16 protein-coding genes are annotated in these 13276 nt (G+C 68.6%); 9 read left to right on the forward strand and 7 right to left on the reverse strand.

Annotation, left to right across the window (positions count from 1 at the left end; genetic code table 11):
• The first annotated feature begins 48 nt into the window (after positions 1-48).
• Both Y900_RS06000 and Y900_RS06005 read left to right on the forward strand, forming a co-directional pair.
• Entirely contained in the window at positions 49-834 is a 786-nt protein-coding gene (locus Y900_RS06000; RefSeq protein WP_036345984.1) for an alpha/beta fold hydrolase, read from the forward strand.
• A 2-nt stretch (positions 835-836) separates the two neighbouring features.
• Positions 837-1133, forward strand: a complete 297-nt coding sequence (locus tag Y900_RS06005; protein ID WP_036340109.1) for an MGMT family protein — start codon at positions 837-839, stop codon at positions 1131-1133.
• Here Y900_RS06005 and Y900_RS06010 read toward each other — a convergent pair.
• From Y900_RS06010 to Y900_RS06020, 3 genes are read right to left on the reverse strand one after another with little or no spacing between them, the layout of a single operon-like run.
• Complete coding sequence (locus Y900_RS06010) at positions 1130-1984, reverse strand: TIGR02569 family protein (protein ID WP_036340113.1); 855 nt, start codon at positions 1982-1984, stop codon at positions 1130-1132. The genes Y900_RS06005 and Y900_RS06010 overlap by 4 nt on opposite strands.
• Before the next feature lie 48 nt (positions 1985-2032).
• A complete protein-coding gene (moeZ, locus tag Y900_RS06015) occupies positions 2033-3199 on the reverse strand; it encodes an adenylyltransferase/sulfurtransferase MoeZ (protein ID WP_192827563.1) in 1167 nt (388 codons plus the stop codon).
• A 26-nt stretch (positions 3200-3225) separates the two neighbouring features.
• Positions 3226-4263 (reverse strand): DUF3152 domain-containing protein, encoded by a 1038-nt coding sequence (locus Y900_RS06020; RefSeq protein WP_036340116.1) that lies wholly within the window; start codon positions 4261-4263, stop codon positions 3226-3228.
• A gap of 161 nt (positions 4264-4424) precedes the next feature.
• Here Y900_RS06020 and Y900_RS06025 point away from each other — a divergent pair, with 161 nt between their 5' ends.
• The gene (locus Y900_RS06025) at positions 4425-5102 is read left to right on the forward strand and encodes an HTH-type transcriptional activator FasR (protein ID WP_036340119.1); all 678 of its coding nucleotides are present in this window, start codon (positions 4425-4427) and stop codon (positions 5100-5102) included.
• A gap of 21 nt (positions 5103-5123) precedes the next feature.
• Here the strand turns inward: Y900_RS06025 and Y900_RS06030 are convergent, their stop codons facing one another.
• Entirely contained in the window at positions 5124-5375 is a 252-nt protein-coding gene (locus Y900_RS06030; protein WP_036340122.1) for a DUF3107 domain-containing protein, read from the reverse strand.
• 196 nt (positions 5376-5571) lie between these two features.
• Here Y900_RS06030 and Y900_RS30180 point away from each other — a divergent pair, with 196 nt between their 5' ends.
• On the forward strand, positions 5572-6138 hold the full coding sequence (locus tag Y900_RS30180; protein WP_051659916.1) for an MmpS family transport accessory protein: 567 nt from the start codon (positions 5572-5574) through the stop codon (positions 6136-6138).
• Here the strand turns inward: Y900_RS30180 and Y900_RS06040 are convergent.
• Positions 6135-6818 carry a ferritin-like fold-containing protein gene (locus Y900_RS06040; RefSeq protein ID WP_036340125.1) on the reverse strand — a complete coding sequence of 228 codons (684 nt, stop codon included), beginning with the start codon at positions 6816-6818 and terminating at the stop codon, positions 6135-6137. The two genes, Y900_RS30180 and Y900_RS06040, sit on opposite strands and share 4 nt — an antisense overlap.
• Before the next feature lie 250 nt (positions 6819-7068).
• Here Y900_RS06040 and Y900_RS06045 point away from each other — a divergent pair, with 250 nt between their 5' ends.
• Positions 7069-8583, forward strand: a complete 1515-nt coding sequence (locus Y900_RS06045) for a DEAD/DEAH box helicase (protein ID WP_036340128.1) — start codon at positions 7069-7071, stop codon at positions 8581-8583.
• 20 nt (positions 8584-8603) lie between these two features.
• Positions 8604-9833 carry an Rv3212 family protein gene (locus tag Y900_RS06050; protein ID WP_036340133.1) on the forward strand — a complete coding sequence of 410 codons (1230 nt, stop codon included), beginning with the start codon at positions 8604-8606 and terminating at the stop codon, positions 9831-9833.
• Here Y900_RS06050 and Y900_RS06055 read toward each other — a convergent pair.
• Positions 9830-10630, reverse strand: a complete 801-nt coding sequence (locus tag Y900_RS06055; protein ID WP_036340136.1) for a ParA family protein — start codon at positions 10628-10630, stop codon at positions 9830-9832. The genes Y900_RS06050 and Y900_RS06055 overlap by 4 nt on opposite strands.
• 70 nt (positions 10631-10700) lie before the next feature.
• On the opposite strand from Y900_RS06055, the gene Y900_RS06060 reads away from it, so the two are divergent.
• The 3 genes from Y900_RS06060 to Y900_RS06070 are packed head-to-tail and all read left to right on the forward strand — an operon-like array spanning position 10701 to position 12882.
• Complete coding sequence (locus tag Y900_RS06060) at positions 10701-11312, forward strand: acid phosphatase (RefSeq protein WP_036345988.1); 612 nt, start codon at positions 10701-10703, stop codon at positions 11310-11312.
• Complete coding sequence (locus tag Y900_RS06065; RefSeq protein WP_036340140.1) at positions 11312-12406, forward strand: isochorismate synthase; 1095 nt, start codon at positions 11312-11314, stop codon at positions 12404-12406. Before Y900_RS06060 ends, Y900_RS06065 begins: the two co-directional genes overlap by 1 nt.
• On the forward strand, positions 12403-12882 hold the full coding sequence (locus Y900_RS06070; protein ID WP_036340143.1) for a GNAT family N-acetyltransferase: 480 nt from the start codon (positions 12403-12405) through the stop codon (positions 12880-12882). Before Y900_RS06065 ends, Y900_RS06070 begins: the two co-directional genes overlap by 4 nt.
• On the opposite strand, the gene Y900_RS06075 is transcribed toward Y900_RS06070, so the two are convergent.
• A complete protein-coding gene (locus tag Y900_RS06075) occupies positions 12879-13268 on the reverse strand; it encodes a hypothetical protein (protein ID WP_036340146.1) in 390 nt (129 codons plus the stop codon). The two genes, Y900_RS06070 and Y900_RS06075, sit on opposite strands and share 4 nt — an antisense overlap.
• Positions 13269-13276: the final 8 nt, after the last annotated feature.

The following is a 13276-nucleotide window of genomic DNA, read 5'->3' on the forward strand; positions in this document are numbered from 1 at the left end:
ACCACCACGGCCCACCGACAAGAATGAGTAAGTGGCAGCATGACACCCGTGACCCACGATCTTCACGTCCACCGCTTCGGGCCGCCCGGACCGATCCGGATCCTGGCCATCCACGGTCTGACCGGCCACGGCCGCCGCTGGCGAGCGCTTTCGGAGAACCACCTGCCGGAGTTCGCCATGGCTGCACCCGATCTGATCGGGCACGGCCGGTCGTCGTGGTCGGCCCCGTGGACCATCGACGCCAATGTCGCGGCGCTGGCGACCCTGCTGGAGAACGACGCCGACGGGCCGGTGCTCGTGGTGGGCCACTCCTTCGGCGGCGCGATCGCCCTGAACCTCGCGGCGAGGTACCCGGACCTGGTGTCCGGACTGGTGCTACTGGATCCCGCGATCGGACTGGACGGACAGTGGATGCGCGAGATCGCCGACTCGATGCTGTCCTCCCCCGACTACCCCGACCGCGACGAGGCCCGCACCGAGAAGTTCAGCGGATCATGGGCCGACGTGGACCCGGCCGACCTCGACGAGGATCTCGACGAGCACCTGATCGAACTGCCGAATGGCCGCTTCGGCTGGCGGATCTGTGTGCCCGCGATGATGTCGTATTGGAGTGAGCTCGCCCGCGATATCGTGCTGCCGCGCACCGGGACCCCGACGACGCTGGTACGCGCGCAGTGGACGGATCCGCCATACGTCAGTCCGGAATTGCTCGACGGCCTCGCAGGTCGGCTCGGCGACGATTTCACCGTGGTCGACTTCGCGTGCCAGCACATGGTGCCGCACGCCAAACCGGAGGAGACCGCGAAGGTCATCCGGGATCTGCTGGAGCCGTAGCGATGGCCCCGATCACCGACGCCCAAGTCGAGCGGGTGCGCGAGCTGGTCGCGTCCATCCCGGCAGGCCGGGTCGCGACCTACGGTGACATCGCCTCGGCGGCACAGCTTTCCAGCCCGCGCATCGTCGGCTGGATCATGCGCACCGATTCCTCTGACCTGGCGTGGCATCGGGTGATCACCGCGTCCGGGCGTCCGGCCGCTCATCTGTCGACCCGTCAACTCGAATTGCTGCGCGCCGAAGGTGTAGTGGCCCACGACGGCCGAGTGGATCTGGTGACCACGCGCCACCGGTTCTAGAGAACCAGCCGGATCAACGCGGCGGTACGGGCCAAGCCGGGGAACGCGGCCGCCGTCGAGCGTGGATGCAGTGCATGCACGGCGAGCCGGAACATCAACGCGCGCAACAGCATCTGTGGCCACTCCGGCAACGCGTCCCACCGCTCGATCAGACCGTCGTCGGCCTCACCCCACGCCAGTGCGTCGACGACGACCACCCCGGCCGCCCACGATGCCGGCCGCCAATAGGGGGTGATGTCGGTGATGCCCGGTGCCGCCGTTCCCGCGAACAACACGGTGCCGTACAGATCGCCGTGCACCAGCTGGTTGGGACTCTTGGTGGGCTTACGCAAGCCGGCCAGCTGATTGATCAGTTCCACCGACCGCTCGCCGTCGGCCGACCCCGGTGCCACCAGCGCGCCGGGCGGCAGTGAATGCAGCGGACGTTCCTCCCAGGCGGCCCGGTCGGCGGCGATGAACACGTCGACATCGCTCCACGGAGCGACCGGCGCCTGGGTCAGGAACCTCGGCCGTTCGAGTTTGGCGGTCGCCTCGTGCAACCGCACGCCCGCCGACACCACCTCGTCGTGGCGGGGCTCCGGGGTACCGGCGACGAATGTGTCTGCCCGCCAACCCGAGACCACGTAGCGTCCGTCGGTCGACCGCACCGGCCGCGCCAGCCGGACCCCGTCGACGAACAACGTCTCGCGTGCTTTCGCCGACCAGGCGGCCCTGGCGTGGTCGGCGATCACCGACAGCACCACCTCGCCGCACTTGAAGCCACCTTCCCAACCCGCCCCCAGCGGTTCGGGATCGTGGCTCTTGAGACCGAACGCGGCCAGTACATGCTCAGGCGGGCGCTCATCACTCACCCCGTCAGCCACCCCGACAGCCTAAATTGTCGCGACGCAAAGTAGCCGTCAGTAGAGCACCATGTCGGGGTCGATTTGCTTCGCCCAGGCCACGATGCCGCCCTGCAGGTGCATCGCATCGGCGAAACCCGCCTTCTTCACCACCGCCAGCATCTCCGCTGAGCGAACCCCGGTCTTGCAGTACAGCACCGGAGTGCGGTCGTGTGGCAACCTCGACAAGCCTTCACCGGACTCGATCGCCGACTTCGGAATGAGCTCGGCGCCGGCGATGTGATTGATCTCCCACTCGACCGGCTCGCGGACGTCGATCAATGCCACGTTCTTCCCGGAATCGAGCAGCTCACGCAGTTCGCGCGGGGTGAGGGCGGAATCCTGCGCGACGGCGGCCGCGGCGTCGGACACCACGCCGCAGAACGATTCGTAATCGATCAGCTCGGTGATCTTCGGAGTATCCGGATCCTTGCGGATGGTGATCGTGCGGTACGTCATGGCCAGCGCGTCGTACATGATCAACCGGCCCAGCAGGGTCTCGCCGATGCCGGTGATCAGCTTGATGGCCTCGGTGCCCATGATCGAGGCGATCGACGCGCACAGGATGCCCAGCACGCCGCCCTCGGCGCAGGAGGGCACCATGCCCGGTGGCGGCGGCTCGGGATAGAGATCGCGGTAATTCAAGCCCAGCCCGTCCGGAGCGTCCTCCCAGAACACCGAGACCTGGCCTTCGAATCGGTAGATCGAACCCCACACGTACGGCTTGTGCGCGAGCACCGCGGCGTCGTTCACCAGATAGCGGGTGGCGAAGTTGTCGGTCCCGTCGAGGATCACGTCGTACTGCTCGAACAGCTGCACCGCAGTGTCGGGTTCCAGCCGCTGCTCATGCAGGCGGACCGTGACCAGCGGGTTGACCTCCAGGATGGAGTCCCGCGCGCTGTGGGCCTTGGAGCGGCCGATATCGGACTGGCCGTGGATGATCTGGCGCTGCAGGTTGGACTCGTCGACCACGTCGAACTCGACGATGCCGATCGTGCCGACGCCGGCGGCCGCCAGATAGAGCAGCGTCGGCGAGCCGAGCCCGCCGGCGCCGATCACGAGCACCTTGGCGTTCTTCAGGCGCTTCTGACCGTCGACACCGAGATCCGGGATGATCAGGTGTCGGCTGTACCGCGCGACCTCGTCGCGAGTGAGCTCGGCGGCTGGCTCGACCAGCGGCGGCAACGAAGGCACCGGCACTCCTAGGATCGTCAGGCGATCGGGTACGGCCAGGGGTTGAACCGGCAGGTCTTGCCGTCCGCCTTGACGTACTGCGGGTCGAAGCGCGACGCGTCGTCATCGGCGGTCGAGAAGGTCTGCTGCATCATCACCGGGGCCAGGCCACCGTTGTCGCCACAGGGCTCGTGATGTTGGTAGCCGATTGCGTGGCCGACCTCATGGTTGATCAGGTACTGCCGGTAGGAGCCGATGTCACCCTGGAACGGCACCGCACCGCGTACCCACCGCGCCTCGTTGATGAAGACCCGGGGTTGCGCATCGGGTCCGTAGGCCGGGTTGTAGCAGGACGACTCCAGCGGGATCTCGTAGCCGCAGCCTTCGCGCACCGTCATCGGCGACGTCAGCGACACCCGGAAGTCGGGCTTGACGTCCGGGGCATCGACGCGCTGAAAGGCGAACTGCGGATTGTGAATCCAGCTCTTCGGGTTGCCCAGCGTCTCGGAGACCATCCGGGCGAATCCTTCGTCACCGCCGAACGACGCGGTGTCGACACCGTCTTCGACCTCGACGGTGTAGGTGAACGTCTTGGCGGTTCCGTCACCGACCTTCGGCGTCGTACCCGGCACGATGTGCCATGTCTTGGCGCCGGCCTCGGTGAACGCCCCGCCCTCCGGCAGGATCCCGGTCGGCAGGTTGGCGTCGAATTCGGTGAGCCCACGCGGTGGCGCGCCGATGATCGCCGTTCCGCTCGACCCGATCGTCGGCGGCCCCTGCACCGGGCCATGGGCGGAGTTTTGAGCCGCGGGAGCGGCGGTGCCGGTGATCGTTTGGTAGAGCACCACTCCGGTGACCACGACCAGGACGGGCAAGGCATACGCGCGCCAGCCATAGGTCGATATGAACCGGCCCAGCCAGCTCTGCTTACGCCATTGACGATGCTGTTCCCGGTTGGATCTGGCCCGGCCCGACTCCCCCGCCAACGGGTCGCGCAACGCACGCAGCGGCTCCCGCCACTCGTCGCGCAGCACCGGCACACGACCGCCGCCGCGGTGCCCCGGGTCGTAGGTCACCGCCCCAGGATGGCACAACAGCCGAACACGGGAGTTCCGGCGCGCCCGCGCCCGCCGGACGCAGCTACGGGCGAGTAACCCCAGCCGGGTAGTAGTGTCGACCCGACGGGCTGGTAGCGCGGGGGCATGGCGACCGGCCACAGAACCAGATTGAGGACTCGATGAGCGAACTCGCCGACACGGCCGAGCGGAAGTCCGCTCGAACAGCCAGTGGCGACCGTCCCGCCGCCGGCGCCCCGCGGCGTGGAAGTCGCTTGCCGCGCGACGAGCGCCGTGGCCAGCTACTGATCGCGGCCAGCGAGGTCTTCGTCGACCGGGGCTATCACGCCGCCGGAATGGACGAGATCGCCGACCGCGCCGGCGTCAGCAAACCCGTTCTGTACCAACACTTTTCGAGCAAACTTGAGCTCTATCTGGCTGTCCTGAACCGGCACGTCGAGAACCTGGTGTCCGGGGTACGGCAGGCCCTGCGGACCACCACCGACAACCGGCAGCGACTGCGCGCCGCGGTGCAGGCGTTCTTCGATTTCATCGAGCACGACGGCCAGGGCTACCGGCTGATCTTCGAGAACGACTACGTCACCGAGCCGCAGGTTGCCTCGCAGGTCAAGGTGGCCACCGAATCCTGCACGGACGCGGTGTTCGACTTGATCAGCCGCGACTCCGGGCTGGATCCGCATCGCGCCCGGATGATCGCGGTGGGCCTGGTGGCGATCAGCGTCGACTGCGCCCGGTACTGGCTGGACGCCGACCGCCCGGTATCCAAGGAGACCGCGGTCGACGGGACGGTGCAGTTCGCCTGGGGCGGACTGTCACACGTCCCGCTGACGCGCTCCTAGCGGCCCCAGCGGCCCCAGCGGCTAAGCGCCGGCAGCACCGCCTGCGCCGATCCCGAATCCGACCCGCCGCACGTCGGCAACGCCGATCTCGACATAGCTGATCTTGGCGGTCTGCACCAGGAAGCGGCGACCCTTGTCATCGCTCAGGCTCAGCACATCCGGGCCGTCCTTGGCGAACGCCGAGGTCACCAGCTCTTCGACCTCAGCGGGCGTCTGGGAGCTGGCGAACACGAGCTCACGCGGACTGTCCGTGACACCGATCTTGACCTCCACGCTGGCCCCTTCTCTCTCGTCTGCGTCGTGTGCGCATCTACCCAAGGAAGGCTAGTGGACGCCCCGAAACAAAGATGTCCCCGGTCGCGGCCAGCCGTTCGCGGTTAGCGAATAGGGCGTCAAGCTGCGATAACAGCATGGCAACGGACAGGCGCGCCGCGCGGTGGCGAGGCGCGCGCGTCCATAACCTTTTCTCGTGAGCGACACCTTGCGCCGGAAGCGGCTGGTCCAGTGGCCCCGCGTGGCGCTGACCGTCGGCGGCGTCCTGGTCGCCGCCACCGCGACGACGTTCGTGGTACGGACCGGGGACGCCGCCAGCACCATCGCCGATTCGAGCACCACGCCCACCCGCACCGTGGTGGCGATTCCCGGTCCCCTGACGTCGACGCCACCGCCGGCCCCGGTCACCGTCACCGTCCCCGGCCTGCCCGCAGAGACACCGGTCATGATCTCGCCGCCGAGCGCGGCGGCCGCTCCGATGGCGCAGGCGACGGTCGATCCTGCCGAGATCGTCTACACCGTGGCGGGCAATCAGCGGCCCGACGACCCGGTCACGATCACCTACGCCGACGAAGTGGGCGCGCTGCGCACCGTCGAGAACGTCTCCCTGCCCTGGCGGCTGACCGTCGTGCCGACCGTGCCCGTCAACTACGTGACCGCCAGCAGCAACGGAAGTCAGCTGAACTGCTGGATCACCGACGCGCGCGGGGCGACCGTGGCCGCCGCGACCGACAACACCATCTCGGCGACCTGCAACCGTTAGGTCAGGCCGAGTTCGCCCATCCGCTCGGCGTGGGTGCGCTGCAGCCTGTCGAAGAAATCGGCGACCTGCCCGAGACCGCCCGGGCCGGCCAGCACCAGGTCGACCAGTTCGTCACGCTCGGCCAGCACGTACTGAGCCTGGGTGATCGCCTCCCCGAGCAGCCGGCGCGACCACAGCGCCAGCCTGCTGCGCTGGCGTCCGCTGGTGGTCACGGCCTTGCGAACCTCGGCGACCACGAACTGCGAGTGCCCGGTCTCGGACAGCACCCCGCGCACCACCGAGGCAACCTCGTCGGGCAGCACGTCGGCGATCTCGAGGTAGAAGTCCGCCGCGAGCGCATCGCCGACATACGTCTTGACCAACGCCTCGAGCCAGGTGCTCGGCGTCGTCAGCCGGTGGTAGTTCTCCAGCGCTGACGCATACCGCGTCATCGCCGGCACGACGTCGACACCGCGCGTCTCCAACGCCTCGCGCAGCAGCTCGTAATGCGCCATCTCGGCGGCGGCCATGCTGGCCATGTTGATCCGGCCGCGCAGGTCCGGAGCCATCCGGGCTTCCTCGGTGAGGCGGTAGAACGCGGCGACCTCGCCGTAGGCCAGCAGCGCGAACAACTCGTTGACGCCGGGGTGGTCTGCGGTGATCCGCGCCGGTGACTCCGAGGCGGGCTGAGGGGCCGTCATGGCCGTCACTGTAGTCCCGGCCAGAGCGCCGATCAGTCCCGGAGAGCGCGACCAGCTATGATGAGGTCTGACGAACGCCGTGAGGCGTGGTCAAGGAAATGTGCGTGCACGCAGTGGGCCCGCTCCCTCAGTGCAGGGCCCGGCGAATCGGGGCATCGAATCGATGGCACCGACTCCATTCCGAAGTCAGAACTCGTGCGCGCGTGACAACGCATTCGAGGACCGACTACGGAAGGCACAACGCCACCACATGACCCCACTGACAATTCATCCCCAAATCTCATTCGCCCAGCTCGGAGTACGTGACGAGATCGTCCGGGCGCTGTCCGAAGAGGGCAAGGAATTCGCCTTCGCCATCCAGGAGCAGACCCTGCCGATGGCGCTGGCGGGCGACGACCTGATCGGCCAGGCCCGCACCGGTATGGGCAAGACCCTCGCCTTCGGTGTGCCGCTGCTGCACCGCATCACCACCGACACCACCCGGCCGCTGACCGGCACTCCGCGCGCGCTCGTCGTGGTCCCGACCCGTGAGCTGTGCCTGCAGGTCCACGGCGACCTCGTGGCCGCATCGAAGTACCTGAAGGCCGATGAGTCGCGCAAGCTGACCGTCACCGCCATCTACGGCGGCCGCCCGTACGAGCCGCAGATCGAGGCGCTCCAGAAGGGCGTCGACGTCGTCGTCGGCACCCCGGGCCGGTTGCTCGACCTCGCCCAGCAGGGCCATCTGCAGCTCGGCGGTCTGTCGGTGCTGGTGCTCGACGAGGCCGACGAGATGCTGGACCTGGGCTTCCTGCCCGACATCGAGCGGATCCTCAAGCAGATCCCGACCGAACGGCAGGCCATGCTGTTCTCGGCGACCATGCCGGACCCGATCATCACGCTGGCCCGCACGTTCATGAACCAGCCCACCCACATCCGCGCCGAGGGTGTGCAGGGAGCCGCGACCCACGACACCACCGAGCAGTTCGTCTACCGCGCCCACGCGCTGGACAAGGTCGAGATGGTCAGCCGCATCCTGCAGGCTCAGGGCCGCGGCGCGACCATGATCTTCACCCGCACCAAGCGGACCGCACAGAAGGTGTCCGACGAGCTGGCCGAGCGCGGGTTCAAGGTCGGCGCCGTGCACGGCGACCTGGGCCAGATCGCCCGCGAGAAGGCGCTCAAGTCGTTCCGCAGCGGCGACATCGACGTGCTGGTGGCTACCGACGTCGCGGCCCGTGGCATCGACATCGACGACATCACTCACGTGATCAACTACCAGATCCCCGAGGACGAGCAGGCCTATGTGCACCGCATCGGGCGCACCGGGCGGGCCGGCAAGACCGGTATCGCGATCACCCTGGTGGACTGGGATGAGCTGGACCGCTGGTCGATGATCGACACGGCCCTCAAGCTCGACTGCCCGGCCCCCTCGGAGACGTACTCCAACTCCCCTCATCTTTACGAAGAACTCAACATCCCCACCGACGCCGGCGGCACGATCGGCGCTGCGCGCAAATCGCAGGGCGCCAAGTCCCAAGGCGCCAAGTCGCAGGACGGCACCCGGATCAGCTCCGCCGACTCCAACCGGGAGCGGCCCAGCCGCAACCGTTCTCGCCGGCGCACCCGCGGCGGCGAGGGAGCCGGCGGACACACGGCCACCCAGTCCGACGGCCCCGCAGACGGCGAGCAGCCGGCCGAGGGTGGCGACGACAGCCCGGCCCGCAAGCGCCGTCGGCGGCGTCGTCCGCGCAACGCCGCCGAGGCCCCCGCAACCGCAGGCTGACGACCGCTATCGTCGCCTAGATGGTCAGACCCGAGCGCCGCACCAAGGGCGATCTCGTCGCCGCGGCGACGATCGCACTTGTCGTGGCCGTCATAGCCGCGCTGTTCTGGTGGAACAGCTCCGCGCGGGCCACGATCAGCCGGCCCGCCACATCGCCTGCGCCCAATCCGATCCCGGCGCGGGTGGTTCCCGACACGCTGCAGCAGTTGTGGACCGCGAGCAGCCCACGCACGCTGAGCCCGATCGTCGTCGGCGGCACTGTGGTGACCGGCGACGGGCGGACCGTCGACGGGCATGACCCGCAAAACGGTCAGATCCGGTGGACGTTCGCCCGCGACACGAACCTGTGCGGGGTGTCCTACGTCTACGACCTCGCAGTCGCGGTGTATCCGGATGTACGTGGCTGCGGACAGGTCAGCAGCATCAACGGCGGTACCGGCCGCCGCGGGCCGACCCGCACCGCCTACGCCGACAAGCAGGTGGTACTCAGCTCCAACGGCAGCGCTGTGCTGTCGGCCGGGCCCACCCGGCTGGAATTGTGGCGCTCAGACCTGGTGCGCATGCTGTCCTACGGCGAGATCGATGCCCGGGTCAAACCGGTCAACCAGGGCATCGGCGCCGGCTGCACTCTGATGTCGGCGGCGGCCAGTGACGAGGCCGTGTCGGTGACGGAAGCCTGCCGCGACCAGAAAGACCTGCGCCTGACGCTGCTCAAGCCGGCGAAGGAAGAAGACGAGCCCGACACCAAGAACGTGCCGCTGCCCGGCGTCAGTGCCGATTCCGAGGCCCGCGTGCTGGCGGTGTCGGGCACCACCACCGCGGTGTACCTCCCGTCCCCGCAACCGCAGATCGTCGTGTACGACGACACGGGCACCAAAATCGCCAGCACACTTCTGAAAAAGGCTCCGGTGCTTGCCAGTTCGGCCCAGGCCGTCACCCACGCCGGCGACTTGTACACCTGGTGGACGGGCGACAGCGTGGAAGTGTTCGACGCGCGGCTGTCCTACCGCTACACCATCGAAGCCTCAGCGGCGGTGGCTCCGCTGGGCCCGGGCGCGATGATGGCGGGCCGGCTTCTCATCCCGCTGACCAACGGCATCGGGGTGTACGACCCGACCAGCGGCACCAGCGAACGGATCATCGCGGTCGCCCACCCGGCAGGCACGGGACCGGTCGTGCCGGCCGTCACGGGCTCGACGGTGATCGAGCAGCACGGTGAGGCGCTGGCCGTGTTCGGGCCGAAGGCCTAGACCTCAGGAGTGAAGGTCGGCAGTGCTTTGCCGGACTTCCAATGCTTCAGCAGCGCGGCCGCCAGATCGCGATACGCGGTGCTGCCCTTGCTCTTTCGGCCTGCCAGCACCGACGAACCGGACGCGCTGGCCTCGGCGAAGCGGACCGTGCGCGGGATCGGCGGGGCGAGCACCGGCAGGTCATAGCGGTCGGCGACGTCGAGCAGCACGTCGCGGCTGTGCGTGGTGCGCGAGTCGTACAGCGTGGGCAGCGCACCCAACAGCTTCAGGTTCGGGTTGGTGATCTGCTGGACGTCGTCGACCGTGCGCAGGAACTGCCCGACCCCGCGGTGCGCCAGCGTCTCGCACTGCAGCGGCACGATCACTTCGTCGGCGGCGGTGAGCCCATTGAGAGTGAGCACACCCAGCGACGGTGGACAGTCGATGATCACCACGTCGAACTGGTCGAGCTTGTCCAGCGCGCGTTTGAGGGCGTACTCGCGGCCGGCGCGCATCAGCAGCATGGCTTCCGCACCGGCGAGGTCGATGTTGGCCGGCAGCAGCGTCATGCCTTCGGCCGTCTCGACCAGCGCCGCATTGGGCTCGACGTCGCCGAGCAGCACCTCGTGCACCGACACCGGCAACTTGTCCGGATCGGTCCCCAGCGAAAACGTCAGGCACCCCTGCGGGTCCAGGTCGACGAGCAAGACGCGCTTGCCCGCATCGGTCAAAGCCGCCCCAAGAGACGCGACCGTGGTTGTCTTGGCCACCCCACCCTTCTGGTTGGCCACCGCCAATACTCGCGTCACACCGACCATCCTTGCAGGTTCGCCGCCGTTACGTCCCGGCTGCCACGGCGCGCCTGGTCATCGGGCAGAATCAATGACCGTGAGCGTCGGTACGCATCGGTTGGTCCTACTTCGGCACGGCGAGACCGAGTGGTCCAAGAGCGGCCAGCACACCAGCACCACCGACCTCGATCTCACCGAACACGGGCGCGAGCAGGCCATCTTGGCCGCGCACACGATCGAGCACCTCGGCCTGGACAATCCCCTGGTGGTCAGCAGCCCCCGCAAGCGCGCCCTGGCCACCGCCGAGCTGGCCGGGCTGATGGTGGACGACGTGTCGCCGCTGCTGTCGGAGTGGAATTACGGCGACTACGAGGGCCTGACCACCCACCAGATCCGCACCGAGACCCCGGGCTGGCTGCTGTGGACCTACGGCTGCCCCGGCGGTGAGAGCGTCGACCAGGTCAGCATGCGCGCCGACCAGGCGGTGTCCTACGCGCTGGAGCGCATGGTCGACCGCGACGTGGTGTTCGTCGGACACGGGCACTTCTCCCGCTCGGTGGTCACGCGCTGGGTGGAGCAGCCGCTGCGCGAGGGTGCGCGCTACGGGTTCGGCGCGGCCTCGGTTGCGGTGTGCGGCTTCGAGTACGGCCTGCGACAGCTCTCGGCGCTGGGCTTGACCAGCCACCGCGAGCCGGTCACCGGGACGTGATGGCGCTTCCGACCTTTGTGCTGAGCGGCCCCGCCGGAACAGTCGTCGCCGAGGGGATGCGGACGGGGTACGACGACGTCGCGGCAGCGGCAGCGGCGCTGGCCGACGGCTCGGCGGACGTGGTGGTTGGCGCGCTGCCGTTCGACATCCGGAGCAGGGCGGCGCTGCTGACGCCGGCGACGGTGACGTTCGGCGACGCCCTCCCGTCCTGGGCGGCGGCGCCGCTGCCCGCGGTGCGGATCGAGGCGATGGTGCCGACGCCGGCTGAGCATCGCGCCCGAATCCGCGCCGCCCTGGATCGCCTGACCGAGCCCGAAAGCGCTTTGCAGAAGGTTGTTTTGGCGCGAGCACTGCGCCTGGTCGCCGACGGTCCACTCGACCCACGCGCGATCTTGGACCGGCTGGTCGCCGCCGACGCCGAAGCCTGTGCCTACCTGGCCGACCTGTCCGTCGCGGGCGGTGACCACACCGGTACCACGCTCGTGGGGGCCAGCCCTGAACTGCTGGTCGCCCGCTCTGGTGACGTGGTGACCTGCCAGCCGTTCGCCGGGTCCGCGCCGCGGTCGGTCGATCTGCAGGCCGACGCCGCCAACGCAGCCGCGCTGGCCGAGTCGGGCAAGAACCGCCACGAGCATCAGCTGGTCGTCGACACCATGCGCGCCGCGCTCGAACCGCTGTGCGCCGAACTGGAGATCGCGCCGCAACCGCAGCTGAGCCGCACCGCCGCGCTGTGGCATCTGTCTACCCCGATCCGTGGCCGGCTGCGTGACACCTCGACCACCGCAATCGATTTGGCACTGGCACTGCATCCCACCCCGGCTGTCGGCGGGGTGCCCACGCAGGCGGCGGTCGATCTGATCTCGCAGCTCGAAGGTGACCGCGGCTTCTACGCAGGCGCGGTGGGCTGGTGCGATGCTCGCGGCGACGGCCGATGGGTGGTGGCGATCCGCGGCGCGCGGCTGTCCGCAGACCGGGTCGAGGCGCTCGCCCAGGCCGGCGGCGGTATCGTCGCCGAATCCGACGCCGATGACGAAGTAGCAGAGACCACAACGAAATTCAAAACCATCCTGTCAGCCCTGGGGGTGCAGCAATGACCGTGATCCGGATGGCCCGTCCCGGCGACGAGCCCGAGATCGTCGCGATGATCCGCGAACTCGCCGAATTCGAGCACGCCCTCGATCAGTGCACGGTGACCGAGAGTCAGATCACCGCAGCACTTTTCGGAGACAACCCAGTGGGATCCTGCCACCTGGTCGCGATCGACGGCGACGTCGCCGCGGTGGCCCTGTGGTTCCGAACGTTCTCCACCTGGGACGGCGTGGCCGGCATCTACCTGGAAGACCTCTTCGTGCGCGACAGGTTCCGTCGGCGCGGCCTGGCCCGCACGCTGCTCGCGACGCTGGCCAAGGTATGCATCGACAACGGCTACACCCGGTTGGCGTGGGAAGTGCTGGACTGGAACGTCAACGCGATCGCGCTCTACGACGCCGTGGGCGGCAAGCAGATGTCGGAATGGATCAACTACCGGGTCAGCGGACCTGAGCTCGACGCGCTGGCGGCTGAAGTCTAGTCCTCCGCCCGGGAGGCCCAGCGCAACGCAGGCGGACTGAACAGCAACGCCAGCACGGCGATGGCCACCCCACCCATCGCGATCGCATAGACCGGCTGGTGGGCGGCCACGATGTACCAGGCCACCGGCAGCAGCAGCAGGTTGGCGAACACCGCGATGCCCCGGCCCCAGCGGCGCCCGGTGATCAGACCCCAGCCAGCAGCCGCCACCGCGGCGCCCATCACCGCGAACCAGCCCGCCGTGCCATAGCCGTTGACGATGTGCTGGTCAGCGCCGGATACACCGCGCACCACCAACACCGCGGCCACGACGATCGCCACGACACCTTCAGCGGCCGCCGCGAAGCCGGCGTAGCGGACCACGGTCGGGACAACGGATTCGGTCACCTCCGTAA

Source organism: Mycolicibacterium aromaticivorans JS19b1 = JCM 16368 (genome assembly GCF_000559085.1).
GTDB classification, from domain to species: domain Bacteria; phylum Actinomycetota; class Actinomycetes; order Mycobacteriales; family Mycobacteriaceae; genus Mycobacterium; species Mycobacterium aromaticivorans.